Source organism: Bordetella muralis (genome assembly GCF_965139205.1).
GTDB lineage: Bacteria > Pseudomonadota > Gammaproteobacteria > Burkholderiales > Burkholderiaceae_B > Bordetella_A > Bordetella_A muralis.
This window is the reverse complement of the sequence record NZ_CBCSIU010000005.1, coordinates 244,613-261,429: the sequence shown is the minus strand read 5'-3', so window position 1 is coordinate 261,429 and position 16,817 is coordinate 244,613. Positions and strand designations below refer to the sequence as shown.

The 16,817-nt window shown below is 60.0% G+C and carries 14 protein-coding genes and 2 pseudogenes; 11 read left to right on the top strand and 5 right to left on the bottom strand.

Annotated features, from left to right (window positions below):
* Positions 1–78: 78 nt before the first annotated feature.
* From ACNA0I_RS10965 to ACNA0I_RS10955, 3 genes are all read right to left on the bottom strand, one after another.
* Positions 79–2,691 carry a TRAP transporter permease gene (locus ACNA0I_RS10965; protein ID WP_415806027.1) on the bottom strand — a complete coding sequence of 871 codons (2,613 nt, stop codon included), beginning with the start codon at positions 2,689–2,691 and terminating at the stop codon, positions 79–81.
* A 132-nt stretch (positions 2,692–2,823) separates the two neighbouring features.
* Positions 2,824–3,831, bottom strand: coding sequence for a TAXI family TRAP transporter solute-binding subunit (locus ACNA0I_RS10960; RefSeq protein WP_415806026.1), 1,008 nt, complete (start codon positions 3,829–3,831; stop codon positions 2,824–2,826).
* A gap of 115 nt (positions 3,832–3,946) precedes the next feature.
* Complete coding sequence (locus tag ACNA0I_RS10955) at positions 3,947–4,888, bottom strand: MurR/RpiR family transcriptional regulator (protein WP_415806025.1); 942 nt, start codon at positions 4,886–4,888, stop codon at positions 3,947–3,949.
* Between the two features lie 366 nt (positions 4,889–5,254).
* Between ACNA0I_RS10955 and ACNA0I_RS10950 the strand changes: the two are divergent.
* The 6 genes and pseudogenes from ACNA0I_RS10950 to thpD all read left to right on the top strand — a co-directional run.
* A pseudogene (locus ACNA0I_RS10950) lies at positions 5,255–5,579 on the top strand (MarR family winged helix-turn-helix transcriptional regulator); the annotation flags it as partial.
* Positions 5,580–5,588: 9 nt separating this feature from the next.
* Positions 5,589–5,800: pseudogene (locus ACNA0I_RS10945) on the top strand (MarR family winged helix-turn-helix transcriptional regulator); the annotation flags it as partial.
* The gene (gene ectA, locus ACNA0I_RS10940) at positions 5,797–6,357 is read left to right on the top strand and encodes a diaminobutyrate acetyltransferase (protein ID WP_415806024.1); all 561 of its coding nucleotides are present in this window, start codon (positions 5,797–5,799) and stop codon (positions 6,355–6,357) included. The pseudogene ACNA0I_RS10945 and the gene ectA, both read left to right, overlap by 4 nt.
* A gap of 108 nt (positions 6,358–6,465) precedes the next feature.
* On the top strand, positions 6,466–7,773 hold the full coding sequence (gene ectB / locus ACNA0I_RS10935; protein ID WP_094822031.1) for a diaminobutyrate--2-oxoglutarate transaminase: 1,308 nt from the start codon (positions 6,466–6,468) through the stop codon (positions 7,771–7,773).
* The gene (locus ACNA0I_RS10930; RefSeq protein WP_415806023.1) at positions 7,770–8,171 is read left to right on the top strand and encodes an ectoine synthase; all 402 of its coding nucleotides are present in this window, start codon (positions 7,770–7,772) and stop codon (positions 8,169–8,171) included. Before ectB ends, ACNA0I_RS10930 begins: the two co-directional genes overlap by 4 nt.
* 112 nt (positions 8,172–8,283) lie before the next feature.
* Complete coding sequence (thpD, locus tag ACNA0I_RS10925; protein ID WP_415806038.1) at positions 8,284–9,210, top strand: ectoine hydroxylase; 927 nt, start codon at positions 8,284–8,286, stop codon at positions 9,208–9,210.
* Between the two features lie 217 nt (positions 9,211–9,427).
* On the opposite strand, the gene ACNA0I_RS10920 is transcribed toward thpD, so the two are convergent.
* Entirely contained in the window at positions 9,428–9,757 is a 330-nt protein-coding gene (locus ACNA0I_RS10920; RefSeq protein WP_415806022.1) for a DUF4148 domain-containing protein, read from the bottom strand.
* 359 nt (positions 9,758–10,116) lie between these two features.
* On the opposite strand from ACNA0I_RS10920, the gene ACNA0I_RS10915 reads away from it, so the two are divergent.
* The 5 genes from ACNA0I_RS10915 to ACNA0I_RS10895 all read left to right on the top strand — a co-directional run bounded on the left by ACNA0I_RS10915 (position 10,117) and on the right by ACNA0I_RS10895 (position 15,447).
* A complete protein-coding gene (locus ACNA0I_RS10915) occupies positions 10,117–11,145 on the top strand; it encodes a 2-keto-3-deoxygluconate permease (protein WP_415806021.1) in 1,029 nt (342 codons plus the stop codon).
* Positions 11,146–11,147: 2 nt separating this feature from the next.
* Positions 11,148–12,521, top strand: a complete 1,374-nt coding sequence (locus tag ACNA0I_RS10910; protein WP_415806020.1) for a four-carbon acid sugar kinase family protein — start codon at positions 11,148–11,150, stop codon at positions 12,519–12,521.
* A gap of 2 nt (positions 12,522–12,523) precedes the next feature.
* The gene (gene pdxA, locus ACNA0I_RS10905; protein ID WP_415806018.1) at positions 12,524–13,579 is read left to right on the top strand and encodes a 4-hydroxythreonine-4-phosphate dehydrogenase PdxA; all 1,056 of its coding nucleotides are present in this window, start codon (positions 12,524–12,526) and stop codon (positions 13,577–13,579) included.
* A gap of 4 nt (positions 13,580–13,583) precedes the next feature.
* Positions 13,584–14,489, top strand: coding sequence for a GntR family transcriptional regulator (locus ACNA0I_RS10900; protein ID WP_415806016.1), 906 nt, complete (start codon positions 13,584–13,586; stop codon positions 14,487–14,489).
* Positions 14,490–14,574: 85 nt separating this feature from the next.
* A complete protein-coding gene (locus ACNA0I_RS10895) occupies positions 14,575–15,447 on the top strand; it encodes an MOSC domain-containing protein (protein WP_415806015.1) in 873 nt (290 codons plus the stop codon).
* Between the two features lie 80 nt (positions 15,448–15,527).
* On the opposite strand, the gene ACNA0I_RS10890 is transcribed toward ACNA0I_RS10895, so the two are convergent.
* Positions 15,528–16,673 carry an aromatic ring-hydroxylating oxygenase subunit alpha gene (locus ACNA0I_RS10890; RefSeq protein WP_415806014.1) on the bottom strand — a complete coding sequence of 382 codons (1,146 nt, stop codon included), beginning with the start codon at positions 16,671–16,673 and terminating at the stop codon, positions 15,528–15,530.
* Positions 16,674–16,817: the final 144 nt, after the last annotated feature.

The window sequence follows — 16,817 nt, the reverse complement described above, 5'->3', positions numbered from 1 at the left end:
AGGCCCGCGTGGCGTTTTGCCCCCGGCAGGAACGTGTTCACAGAGAACGTCCCCGCAAGCACAAGATCAACTCTTCAACTACGCCACAGAAGGCGTTAACTCCCGACGCTGCCGACGCCCCTGCAATCCCCACACGGCTGCCAGCAGCGCCAACGCCGGGATATACACCCAGAACTCCGACGGCCGATGCGGATTCGGAATCTGGACGCTGACGACATCCCATCCTTGCTCCCATCCTGCCTTGCGCGCGCGGCTGCCGAATTGCACAGCGCCGATTTGGACTTGGTCGCCCAAGGCTGTGACCATGAGACCCGCGTCGCTGAGACGCTTGCGTCCTGCGGCGACACCGGTGCTGGTATCGCCTTCGGGCAATGGCGATAGCGTCACGGCCACAGTTTTCGTGAGTTCGTCGCCCTCGATGTTCATGCCGTGCAATACTGCGACCAGCCGACCGCTGTCAGGCAGTTCGGATGCGACCTGATTGATCTGGGATGCCGGCAGGCTTTCGTATTTGCCATAGAGATGGTTCATGAACCAGTCCGGCCGGAACAGCATGAACGTCACCAGCAGCAGAACCGCGATCTCGACAGCTGAGCAGCGCACACGGAACCAACCCAGCGTCGCTGCAGCAAAGGTCAGGGACGCCAGGGTCGCGCCAGAAATCACCAACAACAACTCCCACCATCCGTGCACATCGATCAGCAGCAGCAGCGGGTTGAATACAAACATAAAGGGCAGCACGGCTGTGCGTAATGCATAAGTCGCACCCTTGATGCCGGTTTTGATTGGGTCTTCCCCTGAAATCGCCGCCGCGGCGAAGGTAGCCAACCCCACCGGCGGTGTGATGTCAGCCATGATCCCGTAATAGAACACGAACATGTGCACGGCGATGAGCGGGATCACGAGCCCGTTCTGCGCACCGAGTTCGACAACTACAGGAGCCATCAAGGTGGCCATCAAAATGTAGTTGGCGGTGGTCGGCATGCCCAGACCCAGGATCAGGCACACGATGGCGGTAAAGATCAGCATCAGCAGCACGTTGCCCATCGAAACCAATTCGACGAACGCAGTCATGCGCAAGCCCAGGCCGGTGAGCGTAATGGCGCCTACGATCAGTCCTGCCGTACCGCAGGCGATGGCGATGCCGATCATGTTGCGGGCGCCGTCTTCCAGTCCGCCGATAGCCTCGCGCCAGCCACGCCGCAAGGCAGGCGCGACCGGTTGTTGCCGAAACCAGGCCGTGAGCGGGCGCTGCGTGATCATCTGCACCACCATCGCGATGGCGGCCCAGAATGCTGACAGTCCGGCAGAGAGTTCCTCGATACTCAGGCACCATACGAGAATGCCGATGGGGATCAGGAAATGCAGGCCTGCGCGTACGGTGGGCCAGGGTTCGGGACGCACCGGGTTTGTGACGTTGATTTCCTCGGATAAATCCGGATAGCGTGCCGCAACGCGCAGCAGCCAGACGTTCAGGATGACCAGCAGCGCCAGCAGTATCCAGACCGCAGAGGCGCCTGCTACCGCTTTGACACCCATCCCGATCCAGTACACCAATCCCATGACGATCAGTGTGCCGCAAATCCCCATGCCCCAGCCTGCGAGCTTTTGCAATGGCGTACGGGGTTTGCCGCCAGCCATCATCGGCTGGATGCCGAGCTTGAGGGCCTCCAGATGGACGATGTAGAACAGGGCGATGTACGAGATCGAGGCCGGCAGAATCGCGTGGCGAATGATGTCGGTGTAGGGGATGCCGACATATTCGATCATCAGGAATGCCGCTGCACCCATGACCGGGGGCATGATCTGTCCATTGACCGATGATGCGGTTTCGATAGCGCCTGCACGAATGCCGCCATAGCCGGCTTTTTTCATCAGCGGGATCGTGAAGATCCCGCCAGTGACGACGTTGGCGACCGACGACGCAGATACCAACCCATTAACCGCCGACGAGACGACGGCGACTTTGGCGGGACCGCCACGCAGGTGACCCAGCAGCGCGAACGAGACTTGCATCATGTAGTTGCCCGCGCCGCATTTGTCCAGCAGCGAACCCAGCAAGACAAAAATAAAGATGTACGACACAGACACGCCCAGCGCGACGCCGTAGACGCCTTCTGTCGTCAGCCACATATGCGAGGCGAGTCGCTCAATGGAGGCGCCGCGGTGCGCGAGCACGTCGGGCAGCCAGGGGCCAGCCAGTACGTACAGTACGAACACGGCGCCGAGCACCGTCATGGGCAGGCCTAGCGAGCGGCGTGTGACCTCCAGCAGCAGCACCAGGCCGATGGCCGCGGTGGCCACATCCATCGTGGTGGGCTGGCCAGGCCGGCCTGCTAATTCTTTGTAGAACAAAAACAAATACGCACCGCAAAAGGCTGCGACGATTGCGAGTATCCAGTCGTGCCACGGCATGCGATCGCGCGGCGAGCTCTTGCGTGCGGGATAGGCCAGATAGCCTAAAAACATGGCGATGCCCAGGTGCAGTGCGCGCGCCTCGGTGTCGTTGAAAATGCCCCAGCGCAACGAGAACGGCAGCGGCGAGGCATACCAGAGCTGGAACAGCGACCATAGCAGCGCACCTATTGCCAGCGTGGCGCCGGCGATGCCGCCTGCTTGGCGTCCGCCGCGATCGACGTCCGCAACCAACTGCTCTAGATCAGCGGTTGTGGTGGACGGCTCAGTTTTCATCGGATTCCCCTACATGGTTGATCAGCCTGGCAAGCATGCGCGATGTGATAGGTCTTTGACGCAGCCAGGCGAATTGCTGAATACGGTCTCGGGGCGATGCGTTGAGCACGCGCTCCGAGACCGTATCCGTATTTACAGCAGGCCTTTTTCTTTGAAGTACTTCTGGGCGCCGGGATGCAACGGCGCCGACAGGCCATTCTTGGCCATGTCTTCGGCCTTCAGGTGGGCAAAGGCAGGGTGCAGTTTCTTGAAGTCTTCCAGATTATCGAAGACGGCTTTGACGATCACGTACACCGTTTCTTCCGGCACGTCGGCGGAGGTCACAAAGGTCGCGGTGACGCCATAGGTCTTGGTGTCATTGGGATTGCCTGGGTAGAGTCCGCCTGGGATGGTGGCATGCGCGTAATAGGCGTATTTATCGACCAGTTTGTCCACGGCAGGGCCGGTCAGAGACACCAGTTGCGCGCCGCAGGTCGTCGCGGGATCCTGGATGTTGGCAGACGGGTGGCCGACGCCGTAGAAGAAGCCGTCGATCTTGCCGTCGCACAGTGCCGAGCCATGCTCATCGGGCCGCAGCTCAGACGCCAGCGAGAAATCTTTCAGGGTCCAGCCCATCGTGGCCAGCAGTTCCTCCATGGACGCGCGTGTACCCGAGCCCGGATTGCCGACGTTGAAGCGCTTGCCTTTGAAGTCTTCAAACGATTTGATGTTGGCGTCTTTGCGAGCGACGACAGTAAACGGCTCGGGGTGGATCGAAAACACCGAGCGCAGCTTGTCGAATTTGCCGGCGTCTTTGAATTGGCCGACGCCGTTGTAGGCGTTGTAGCCCACATCCGACTGCACGACGCCCAGATCCAGCTCGCCAGCTTTGATGGTGTTGACGTTGAATACCGATCCGCCGGTGGACTCGACAGAGCAGCGCACGCCGTGCGATGAACGGTCCTTGTTGACGAGACGGCAAATCGAACCGCCGGCGGCGTAATACACCCCCGTCACGCCGCCGGTGCCGATGCTGACGAACTTCTGTTGTGCCGAGGCGGGCGATGGCGCGGCAAATGCCAAGGCCATGGCGGCGCACATGGCCGCGAGAGCCCCCGTTTTTCTCTTGTTGTCCAAAGCGGGTTTGACGAACTGACGCATACAAACTCCTTTTGAGGATTTTCCCCGTGAAAACCGCCGGTGTTCCGGCAAATAATGCACCCGAGCCAGGGTGCGTGATGGGTGCGGCGCCTGATGTTCCGAGGCCGCGTGATAGTTAGCGATCCGGTGTTGCGGCAGAAGCCGACCAAAACACTTTGTCGGCATGCATACGTGCTTCGATTTCACTCAGTCGATTCAATACTGCTTCACCGCCTCGGGCAGTGAGGCGGGCAATGAGGTGTTCGGCCAATCCCAGCAATCCTGCCGTCGTATGGAAAAACGATCCGGGACCTCGTCGCGCGGGCCGCTGTCCGACCTGCTCGCGATCCGCGCGATCAAACGTCAGGACGTGTCGGGCATCCGCGGCCAGGGGAGACAAGGGGGTGTCGGTCAAGGCAACGATGGCAACGCGTTGCTGAGCCGCCAGGCGCGCTAGACGAACCGTGGCAGATGGGTAGGGCGCCTGTGAAATGGCAATCAACGCATCGCCTTCGCGCAGGTTGTCGATGGCCTCGGCCTGCAAACCTCCCAGTCCATCGATCAATATGCTGTTGGGTCGTACCAGTTGATAGGCATAGTGCATTTGAAACGCAATGCCAAAGGCCGAGCGCGTGCCTAAAAATCCGACGTGACGCGCCGTGAGCAAGGTTTTGACCGCGGCATCGAATGTCGCCGGGCTGTTTACCGAGACGATAGATCCGATGGCATTGGCTTGTATTTCGGTCAGCCTGTCGTGGCCTGGCACATTGCTTTGGTCTTGAGTCGCCTGCAGTTCTGCAGCGCGTTCACGCAGTGTGCTGGGACGTTCGCCGGCCAAGGCTGCCTGAAACGGCGCCCGAAATGCCTCGTAGCTGTCGTATCCCGTCGCGCGCGCCAGTCGCAGCATCGTGGCTGGCGCAACACCCAAGACCTGGGCTTGGCGCCGCATGGACCACAGGCTGACCTCGGCGGGGTGATCCACCACCCAATGCGCTGCCCGCCGCAGCTCTGGCGGCAATTGATCCAAGAGGTTTTGCAGGCGCTGCAATACCAACGGTGGAGCAGAAGGAGGAGGCATGGAAGAACGGCAGTCCGCTACGAAAAAACATATGAGAACGGATGTGAAATGTAGAAAACGTTTGTTTTTTAGGCAATCAGGGTATTCCTGAGGGAACGCAGATAGCCTTCTGGCGTCGGGCTTCGTTTGATGCCCCTGAATCGCACGTCTTTTGCGGTGGCAATCAGGGCCTCAAGGCGTCCGATTCGTCCGGAGGCTTTTCCCCGGGAAAAATAAAAAAGTTCATATTTTTCTTTATCTTCTGTAAATATGAGCTTATTTATTCATTTTTTCTGGATAACACGGGTTGACCATAGCGGCTCATCCGCATATTATCTGGGTAGAATCATTTGAGTAGAAATTAATCCTGCTGAACTATTTTCAGTCATGAACACCATACCTACGCCCGATCCGTCACAGCAGTACGACCTGCGCATTCTGCGTGCCTTGCGCCGCATCACGCGCTCGATTGCGCTGCATTCGCGCCAACTGGCCGCAGTGAGCCACATCACTGCGCCGCAGTTGATGTGCCTGCGCACGGTCATTGCCAATGGCCCTATGACGGCGACGGCGATCAGCCGAGAAATCCACGTCAGCCCCAGTACCGTGGTGGGCATTCTGGACCGCCTCGAGGACAAGGGATTCGTCCGCCGCGAACGCGGCCGCGAAGACCGCCGCATTGTTTTCGTGACTGCGACCGACGCTGGCCGCGNTCTCGCGNCCGGGGCGCCGTCGCCATTGCAAAAGCATCTGGCTGACGGCCTGAATGCCTTGCCCGAACTGGAGCAGGCCACTATTACGCTAGCGCTGGAGCGCATTGTGAATCTAATGGAACAAGAAGGCCATGTGACTGAAGCACATGGCGATGTGTCCTCGCCCATTCTCGAGGTCCCCACTGGCGGTGCGCCGCCCGAGTCGGGGTTGGTCGTATGAGGGGGCAGGACCTGACCCCCTCTCTGCCAGCCTCGGCCGCTCAGCCGGCCAATTCATCATCGCGTCTGCAGTTCAGGCAGCCGCGCCGCACCGACGGTGCCGCATTGCACCGTCTGGTCTCCGAGTGCCCGCCACTCGATGTCAACTCTTTATATGCCTATCTGTTGCTGTGCGAGCACTTCAGCGCCACGTGTGTGGTGGCCGAGAGTGCCGGCGGCCGCATTGATGGGTTCATATCCGCATATGTGCCGCCAACCCGGCCCGACGTGATTTTCGTCTGGCAGGTTGCCGTGCACGCCCGAGCACGCGGCCAACGGTTAGGCCGCGCCATGCTTCGAGAGCTCTTGCAACGCGATGAGCTCAAGCATGTTCGTCATCTTGAAACCACGGTAGGCCCTGATAACCAGGCCTCGCGCCGCACGTTCACCGGCTTGGCCGGCGAACTGGGTGCGCACGTCTCCGAGCAGCCGTTCTTCGATCGGCAGTTGTTCGGCGGCGCAGACCATGACGACGAGATGTTGTTGAAGATAGGCCCTTTCACACTGCCGCCCCAATAGGGGAGTGTGTTTGCGGTCTATTGGAACCGGGACGCAGTGTTGCCCGAATGCCCTCTATGGCATCGGTGTGGCTGTGTCTGTCAATTCACGAGATGAAGGGAGGATTCTATGGACTTGAAAATTTTTGACCGGATGGAGTCGGAGGTGCGTGGCTACATCCGGTCGTTTCCGGTCATATTCAGCCAGGCGCGCGGCTCGCTCCTGATCGACGAAGAGGGGGGTGAATACATCGACTTCTTCAGCGGTGCAGGGACGCTGAACTACGGGCATAACAACCCTGTCTTCAAAGAGAAACTGCTCGAGTATCTGGAATCGGATGGCGTCGTGCATGGCCTGGACATGGCCACCAGCGCCAAGAAACAGTTTCTCGAGACCGTCGATCGCGTGTTGCTCAAGCCGCGCAATTGGCAATACACCTTGCAGTTCACCGGCCCCACCGGTACCAACGCGGTTGAGGCGGCGCTGAAGATTGCCCGCCAAGTCAAAGGCCGATCCAACATCATTTCGTTCACCCATGGGTTCCATGGCGTCAGCGGCGGCTCATTGGCGGCGACCGCCAATATGAAGTTCCGCGATGCGGCCGGCTATGCCTTGGGCAATACGACGTTCATGCCTTATGACGGTTATTTTGGTCCCGACGTCGACACCATCGCTTACCTCGAACGCATGCTTGATGATCCCAGCAGCGGCTTGGACAAGCCGGCTGGCGTGATTGTCGAAACGGTACAGGGCGAGGGCGGTGTCAACGTCGCTACCCTGCGTTGGCTGAAAGAGCTGGAAAAACTCTGCCGCCGTCATGACATGCTGCTGATCGTCGACGACATTCAAGTCGGTTGCGGCCGTACGGGCAACTTCTTCAGCTTTGAGTCGGCGGGGATTCGCCCCGACATCATCACGCTGTCGAAGTCGCTGTCGGGCTTTGGCCTGCCGATGTCACTGGTCCTGATGCGTCCTGAACTGGATATCTGGAAACCCGGTGCGCACAGCGGCACGTTCCGCGGCAACAACCTGGCATTCGTCACGGCGACGCAGGCGCTGGATTCCTACTGGGCCAGCGATGCGTTTGCCAGCGAAGTCCAACGCAAAGAACGCCTGGTGCGTGATTGGCTGGAAAACCTGGCACACAGTTATCCCAACGCGGGTCTGGCCGTACGCGGCCGTGGCCTGATCCAGGGTCTGGTCGCCACTGCCGAGCCGGCACTGGCCAACCGTATCGCGCAGCAAGCCTTTAAACGGGGTGTCGTGATCGAGACCTCGGGGGCGCAGGACGAAGTCCTGAAGCTGTTGCCGGCGCTGACGATCGAAGACGAGCTGCTGACGCGCGGTCTCGAAACGATCGAGGCCTCTGTGGCCGAAGCGCTGGGCGAGTCTGGGCAATCTGCCCGTGTTCTGAAATTTGGAGGAAAACGTCGATGATCGTACGCAATGTGAAAGATGTGATCGGAACCCAAGACGAAGTCCGGACCGACACCTGGGTCAGCCGCCGTGTGCTGCTGAAGAAGGACGGAATGGGGTTTTCGTTTCACGAGACCACCATTTTTCCGGGCGGACGGACCCACATCCACTACAAGAACCATCTTGAAGCGGTGTGGTGCATCGAGGGCGATGGCTCTATCGAAACCATCGCCGACGGCAAAAAATACGACTTGGGCCCTGGTGTGGTCTACGCCCTGAACGAAAACGACGAGCACTGGCTGTGCGGTGGCAAAGAGCCGCTGCGCGTCATCTGCGTTTTCAATCCGCCGCTGACCGGCCAGGAAGTGCACGACGCCGAAGGTGTGTACGCATTGCCCGCAACAGCAGAAGCGGCGTAATCGATCGATCGCCCGACGGTCACCAGCTCGTAGTCCAGGCTCTGATGTCTACGGCAGGTGACTCGAGGGCGCAGCGATCAATCCAGTGATTAACGAATTAAGGAGGCTAATGATGATCTCACCTGCACAGGATCCGTACGCCTCACGTACGGATCGCAGCTCAGCCATCATCGCCCGCCAAGACCCTGTGGTGTATGGCGATGGTACTTATGCCGACGCGTTGTCGGCCGAACAAGTTGAAAGCTATGACCGCGATGGTTTCCTCTTGCTGGAAAACGTGTTTTCCGACGCCGAGGTCCAGGCGCTGATTGCCGAGGTCGATCGCATGACGCGCGATCCGGCGATCGTGCGCCGCGAGGAATCCATCACCGAGCCAGGCAGCAACGCCGTGCGTTCGATCTTTCGTGTCCACGTGCTCAACGCCATGTTGGGACGTCTGACCCGCGATCCGCGTCTGGCCAATGTCGCGCGCCAATTGTTGGGTTCCGAGGTATATATCCACCAGTCTCGCGCCAATATGAAGCCCGGCTTCAAAGGCAAAGAGTTCTACTGGCATTCGGATTTCGAAACCTGGCACGTCGAGGATGGCATGCCGTCGATGCGTGCGTTGAGTTGCTCGGTGCTGTTGAGCGACAACAATGAATGCAATGGCCCGCTGATGCTCGTGCCAGGATCGCATCGCCATTTCATTTCATGCGTGGGCGAAACGCCGAAAGAGCACTACAAGCACTCGCTGAAAAAACAGGAGTACGGTGTGCCTGATGCGGTCAGTCTGCAGTTACTGGTCGAGCAGGGCGGCATCCGTACCATGACGGCCAAGGCTGGCTCGGTGGTGTTCTTCGATTGCAATACCATGCATGGCTCGAACAGCAATATCTCGCCGTGGCCGCGTGCGAACGTGTTCATGGTCTACAACAGCATGGAAAACACGCTGAATCCGCCGAAGTATGGATTGGATCCACGGCCAGAGCATATTGCGACCCGCCAGGCATTCAAGGCGGTGACGCCGTTGGATGCGCTGAAGCTCGTCGAGTCGTAAATTTAATGCGCGGAGGCGGCACCTAGCCATGCCGTCGACCGCCTGCACAGTCTTTTTGCTAAAGACGGCGCGAGTCAATCAATTCTAATCATCGACTAGCGCGCAGGTCTCCGAGCACCGGGATGCAAAAAACCCTGCCATGCGCAACGCAGGCAGGGTTTTTTTTTGCTGCTACCACTTACTTAAACGCGCCTTTTGGGGGCGTTATTGCTCGTGCTTAGCGAACAACCGGATAGTCCAGGTCGCCGAAGGAGTACTCGCCATTGGCCTTGGCTTGAGCCAGCTCGGCAACGACTTGGCCGCGGCTCTTGTTCGAGTGGCTGGCGATTGCTACGGGGTACTCTTGTTCGCCGTAGGTCACCAGGCCAGCAGCCTTGGCTTGGGCCAGGTCGGCCACGACTTGGGCGCGGGTCGGGGCGTTGGCATCGACTTGGCCATAAACGCCTTGGAAAGGTACGTTGTTAGGTTCGATATTGGGGGAGGCGGCGTAGGCGCCGGCGCTCAACAGGCTCATCGAAACTAGCAGGGCAGAAGTTAGGGTTTTCATGATAAGACCTCCATTTGTCTGTGAATTTGGGATGGAATCCGGCGGCCTTCCGTCGTGGTTCGTGTTTGTTTCCCAGTGACTGCATTCTGCGCTTGCCAATACCTGGGATAAACCCGTATTTGTTGGAAATATATTTCCATTTTTACGTGTAATAGGTTTTATTAGAGCGATTTTTGTCGTAAATCGGGATAAATGTCGGGATTCGGGACGTCGCTTTACGTAGTCGCCGCGTGTTAGTTATTTACAAATTCTGTACGTACAGCCTGTACGTATCAGTTGTACACTACGCGTTTTCCGCACCCGGCATCCGGTTTACAGTGGACGAGCCGGCCTATGACAAAAGCGTTGGAGACGCCTCTATGAACCCCGAAGTTTCCCGTTTCCCCATGTTCTCGGCGATGATGAAGGTGCCGGGCGGGTTGATGCTGCTACCGCTGATTCTTGGCTCCCTGATCGGCACGTTTGCGCCTGACGCGCTGGCGGTGGGGGGCTTTACCACGGCGTTGTTCAAGAACAGCGCCATGCCCCTGATTGCGTTGCTGATTTTCGCGACGGGTACACAGGTCAATATGCGTACCGGTGGCCCGATTCTGGCGACGGCGGGCACGATCTTGTTGATGAAGACCATCGTGCCGGCCTCATTGATCATCCTGCTGGGCAGTTTTGTCGGGCTGGACGGGATATGGGGCGTGTCGATCCTGGCCCTGCTGGCCGCTTTCGATAACAGCAACGGCGGCCTGTGGCTGGCCTATACCGGGCAATACGGCGACAGCCGCGACCGCGGTGCGTACGTTGCCAGTGCCGTGAATGATGGCCCGTTCTTCAGCCTGTTGTTTCTCGGTGCCTCGGGGCTGGCTGACATTCCCGTCACCGCTTTGATAGCCGCCCTGGTGCCATTTCTGTTGGGCGTGGTGGTCGGCAACCTGGACGTGCAATGGCGTAATGTGCTCAAGCCGGTGCCGAATATCGTGATTCCGTTTTTTGCGTTCGCATTGGGAACCGGGATCAACCTCGGTTCGGTGGTGTCAGGCGGGATGACCGGCTTGGTCCTGGGGCTGTTGATCAGCCCGGTGACCGGCTTCCTGGTGTACCTGGGCTATCGCTATATTCTGCGCCGTGGCGGCAAGAGCGGTATCGGCTTTGCTGCCGGCACGACCGCAGGTAATGCGATCGCGACTCCCGCCGTTGTTGCTGCTGCCGATCCATCGCTGCAGCATTATGTCGGGACGGCGACTGCGCAGGTGGCTGCATGCGTGCTGATCAGTTCGATCCTGGCTCCGTTGTTGGCATCGTATTTCCTGAAGCGTGCGGGTGAATTGAAACCCGCTGATGATGTGGCGGTCATGCTCGGCGAAAACACGCCGGCGGTTGCCGACGCAAAGGTGTAATCGTGACGTTGTTCATCGCTATCGTTGCGGATGACCTGACTGGCTCTGGCGACACCGCTGTGCAATTTGTGCGGGCCGGGTGGCCCACGCAGCTGTCGGTCGGCCGAGCCGAGCAGGCGTTGGCCGATCCCGCTGCCAGCCAGGCCGAGGTGGTCGCCGTCACGACGCATAGCCGCGCGTTGCCGGCCGAGCAGGCCGCGGCTGTCGTGCGCGAGGATGTGGCGGCCCTGCGGGCCGCTGGCGTAAAACGTCTGTACAAAAAGGTCGACTCGACTTTGCGCGGCGCCTTCAAGGCCGAGATCGATGCTGCCCGCCAGGCATGGCGTGACGATGCGATCGCCGTGGTCTGTCCGGCGTTTCCCGATACGGGCCGTACGGTGCGCGGCGGTGTGCTTTATGTGAACGACAAGCCGGTGACGGAGACTTCGGCGGCGACGGATCCCGTGACCCCCGTGACCGAAAGCCATATCCCCACGCTGTTGGGCGGGGCACAGGTCGAGATCGTGGCGGACGAAACGCCCCGTTCATTGGCCGATCGGATTCTGACCGCCGGCGATGTCGTCGTAGTTGATGCCGCGACGGCGCAGGATATGGATCGCCTGGCCCGCGCGCTTGCGTTGATCGGTGAACGTGCGTTGCCCGTCGGTTCCGGCGGCTTGGCTGCGCCGTTGGCCCGTTTGTGGGCCGGTGCTGAAACCCAGGGTTCGGTGGTTGTCGTGGTGACGTCGCAGCACAGTGCCGCACGTCGCCAGGCTGCGGCGCTGCAGGCCGATGGCGCACACACATGGTCCCCGACGCTGGCGCAGTTGGCCGATGATGCGGCTTGGGCGGAGTGGTCTGCCGAAGTTTGCCAATCCGCCGCCTCGACGTCAGCACAAGCAACTTTATTATTACTGGCGCCCGAAGGCCGCTTGGCGGGACTGGATTCGGATGCCGTTGCCGCTCGCCTGGGAGAATTGGCGGGTCAACTGATTCGGCGCGGTTTAAGCACCGATGGAGACAGGTGCGCGAGCGAGGCGGTGGTCAGTCATGTGGACGAGGGCAATGCCCGTCCGGCAGGCGATGGCGCCATCACGCACGCCGAGGGCAGTGCAGCCCGCCTGGGCCGCGACGCGACAATCGCTGCTGCCGCGGATGGCAGTGCCGGCAAAGTCGCAGGTGTGGTCGCCACGGGCGGCGATGGCGCCAGCGCGGTGCTGGCTGCGCTGCAGGCTGGCGGCATCGCATTGGTAGACGAAGTCACCGGAGGCGTGCCGCTGGGCACGTTGACCGGCGGGCCGGCCGCAGGGCTGCCCATTGTGACCAAGGCCGGTGGCTTTGGCACTGACGATGTATTGATCCGGGCCGCGCGTGCGGTCCGCGAACGGAGATTCTGAATATGACGCAAGACGCAACCCCCAACCGTATTCCCACCCTGGCGGTCACGCTGGGTGATGTTGCAGGTATTGGGCCGGAGATCACCGCCAAAATGCTGTTGGGCCATGACGATCTGCGTCAACGTGCGCGCCTGGTCGCGGTGGGCGACGCTGCTGCCTTGCGTAAAGCCGCCCAGGCGTTGGGCGCCGACGCTTCTCGCGTGGTCGTCGTCGACGGCCCGGAGCAGGTGAAAAACGCACCCGGGATGATCGAAGTCATTCAGGCAGGCCCCTCGTTGGAGCATGTTCCCTCTGGTCAGTTGAGCGCCGATGCGGGCGCGGGCTCGGTGCGTTTCGTCACAACCGCCTGCGAGCTGGCCCGCCAGGGCCGTATCGACGGCATTGTGACGGCGCCGTTGAACAAGGCCGCTATGCACCTGGGTGGCCACAAGTGGCCGGGCCACACCGAATTGCTGGCCCACGAATTCGGTGTGAAGACTTTCTCGCTCGTATTGTCCGCCGGCGATTTGTACATTTTCCATGCCACGACGCATGTGTCCTTGCGCCAGGCCATTGACGATGTGACGCCGCAGCGTATGCGCGCCGTATTGCGTCTGGCGGGTTCGTTTGCAAAAGCGCTGGGTCGCAGCGACGAGCCGGTTGCCGTCGCGGGCCTGAATCCGCACGCCGGCGAGAACGGCATTTTCGGTACCGAAGACGCCGATATTCTGGTGCCCGCAGTGGTCGAGGCCAATGCTGCCGGTATTCTCGCCGCTGGCCCAATTCCTGCCGACGCCTTGTTCCCGCAGGCGGTGCGCGGCAAATGGAAGTTCGTGATTGCCTGCTATCACGACCAGGGGCATGCGCCGTTCAAGTCGGTCTATGGTGACGATGGTGTGAACATCACGGTCGGCCTGCCGGTGGTGCGGGTGTCCGTGGATCACGGCACCGCCTTTGATATCGCCGGCAAAGGCATCGCACGTGAAGACAGCCTGGTATTGGCTGCCGAGCGTGCAGCGCATCTCGCCCCGGGTTGGTCGCAAGTATGGGAAACTGCGCGCTCCACCACCGGAGGCTGATTCCATGGCGTTGAGCGCCAACCCCGGGGCATCGCTGGATCGATCCAGCGATGCCCCTCTGCATGTACAAGTTGCCCAGGCGCTGCGCCATGATATTCAGGCGCGGCAATTGGCGCCGGGGACGGCGTTGCCGAGTGAGGCAGGATTGTGTCGTCAGTTTGGCGTGGCGCGCAGTGTGGTGCGCCAGGCGCTGGCGGCGTTGGTGGCCGAGGGCCTGATTCGGCGTGAACCTGGCCGGGCTCCCACGGTGGCGCCGCCGGTAGAGCACCATCGTATGGTGCAACGTTCCACGGGATTGTTCGAGCAGTTTGCCAGTACGGGGACGACCCTGCGTACGCGGGTATTGCGGCTGGAGCCGGCGGCACCTCCTCCCGAGGTGGCGGCGTTTTTTGGTTCTGAAGATACGTTGTTGTTAGAGCGTCTGCGTCGTGTGGATGACGAACCCCTGGCGTTTGTCCGCACATGGCTGCCACGTACGCGCCTAGCGGGGTTGATGGCCGATCACTTGCAGGACGCGTCGTTGCATCGCATCCTGGTTCAACGCTTTGGTTTGCACCCTGGTCGTGGCCGTAACCGTATCCGGGCAGTGGGCGCCGATGCGGCGTTGGCCGATGCGTTAGAGGTCAAGAAGGGCAGTCCATTGCTCATGCTCGAAGGCCAAGGGCACGACCAGCATGGCCAGGCGCTCGAGTGGTTCACGACCTGGCATCGCGGCGAAAAACTGGTGTTCGACGTCGATGTGACGCCCGTCGGTGAGCGTATTCATGCGGCCTTGCCCGACAGCGTCAAACATTCCGCGGCTGGCTCGTCGGCCGAGGCTGTGCCGCCGAGCGCTGCATCACTGGCTGCTGCGGAGGCTGCACTGCAAACCGCGTTGGAAGTGCTGCGTCAATTGCGCGAAGGTAAATAGCCGGAGCGCTGGCTTGCCCGTCATCCTGCGAGATGCGCGCCGATGCTAAGCTTGGCGCATTCCTCTTCGCTCATGGGCCTCCGTCATGACTGCTCGCATACTCAGCCTGCATATCTATCCCATCAAGTCTTGCGCCGCTATTGATTTGTCCGCGTCGTCGATCGACCGAGCGGGTCTGCTCGGTGATCGCCGTTGGATGATCCTGACCGCCGACGGTCAGTTCATGACGCAGCGCCAGTGGCCCGCGATGGCGCGGATTCGGCCGGCGCTCACTGATACTCATCTCGAGCTGCAGGCGCCCGATCAGCCCTCCCTGCAAATTCCGCTCGACGGTTCGCAATTGAGTGACAACGTGCGCGATGTGGTCGTCTGGAAAGACACCGTCCTGGCCCGCGAGGAGAGCTCCGACGCGGCCGCATGGCTCAGTCAGGCGCTAGGCGTGAACTGCGTGCTGGTCAAGGTCGATGTACAAGCGCAACGGCCTGCCAAAACCGACTGGGTTGATCGTTGGCGAGAGGCTCACCCAGAGTTTGCCGAGGCCTTTGCCGGCGATCACGTGTTCGGATTCGCAGATGGCTTTCCACTCTTGATTGCCAATCAGGCTTCGCTCGATGATCTGAATGCCCGGTTGGTTGCCAAAGGTCAATCTCCTGTGCCTATGGATCGATTCCGGCCCAATATCGTCATCGAGGGCGAATGGGAGGCCTTTGACGAGGATGTCACCGCGTTGGTGTCGGTCGGCGATGTGCGCCTGGCCTTGGTCAAGCCTTGCACGCGTTGCCCTATGCCCAATATCGATCAACTGACAGGCGAGCGCTACGAGGAGCCTGGTCGCACGTTGGCGACTTATCGCCAATTGGAAATCGGCGTCGTCTTTGGTCAGAATGCGATTGTGAGTGCGCCAGAGGGCGGGCGATTGAGCGTGGGCGATGAGGTGGAAATCGAGCTCGATTTTTAGCGGTTCTAAAAAACAAAGGGCACCTCTATCGAGATGCCCTCTGCAAACAATAACGCTATAGCGGTTCACCGCAAGAAGGCTCACCCTTCTTGCATCACCCGCCGATACCACTCATGGAAATGCTGCATGCCATCTTCCATTGGTGATTGATAAGGCCCAGTCTCGTTAACGCCACGCAGCATCAAGGCCTTGCGCCCGGCATCCATGCGTTCGGCAATCTCGTCATCCTCGACCGCCGTTTCCATATATGCCGCACGTTGCGCCTCGACGAACTCGCGTTCGAAAGCCGCGATCTCCTCGGGGTAGTAGAACTCCACCACGTTCACGGTTTCTTGCGGGCTCTTTGGATACAGCGTCGACAGTACCAGCACATGCGGGTACAGCTCGATCATGTGCGTCGGGAAATACGTCACCCACACTGCGCCAAAATCCGGTGCATCGCCCTCGCGGAACGATAGCAAGCGATCATGCCATTGCTTGTAGACGTCCGAGCCGGGTTGCGCCAACGCATTGTGTACGCCGACCTTTTGCAGGCTGTACCAGTCGTTGAACTCCCACGTCAGGTCGTCGCACGTCACAAAGCGGCCCAAGCCCGGATGGAACGGGCCGACGTGATAGTCCTCGAGATAGACCTCGATAAAGGTCTTCCAGTTGTAATTGCACTGGTGGATCTCGACATGGTCCAGCACGTAATCGCCAAAGTCGAACTCGGGACGCGAAAACAGCGGCGCCATATCCGAAGCCGGGTCACGAGGACCCTCGAAGAGCAGGCCATGGCAATCGCGCAAACGGTATTTCTGCAAATTCATGCAGGGCGTTTGTTCGAACTGAGGCGCGCCCAACAACTCGCCTTGGTTGTTGTACGTCCAACGGTGCAGGGGGCAGACAATATTGCCGCCTGTGGATTTCAGGTTGCCTTTCGTGTTGCAGTTGCCTGCGACATTTCCGGCCTCGCCGCCGAGCATCAATGCCTGACGGTGACGGCAGACATTTGAGATGAGTTCAACGCTTTGCTGGTTGCGAACCAGCACGCGCCCTCCGTTTTCTTGAGGCAACGTACGCCAGTCGCCGACCTCGGGTACCAATTTCTGGTTGCCGACGTATAGAGATGACTGGTTGAAAATGAGTTCTTGCTCGCGCTTGAAGCGGGCTTCGTCAAAATACGCGTTGACGGGTAGCTGGGTGCGAGCCGGCACAACATGCGCCATCCGACCAATGTCGGTCATGATTCCCTCCGCTCGGATAAAAAAGCCAGGACGGCAGGGTTTCCGTTCTGGCGCGAAGAAAAATCGGTCCGGCCGATCAAACGTTGGAGTTTACCCTATTCAAGGAATCCAGGGGGTAAAAACGGCAGCGAAATGCGAATCAAC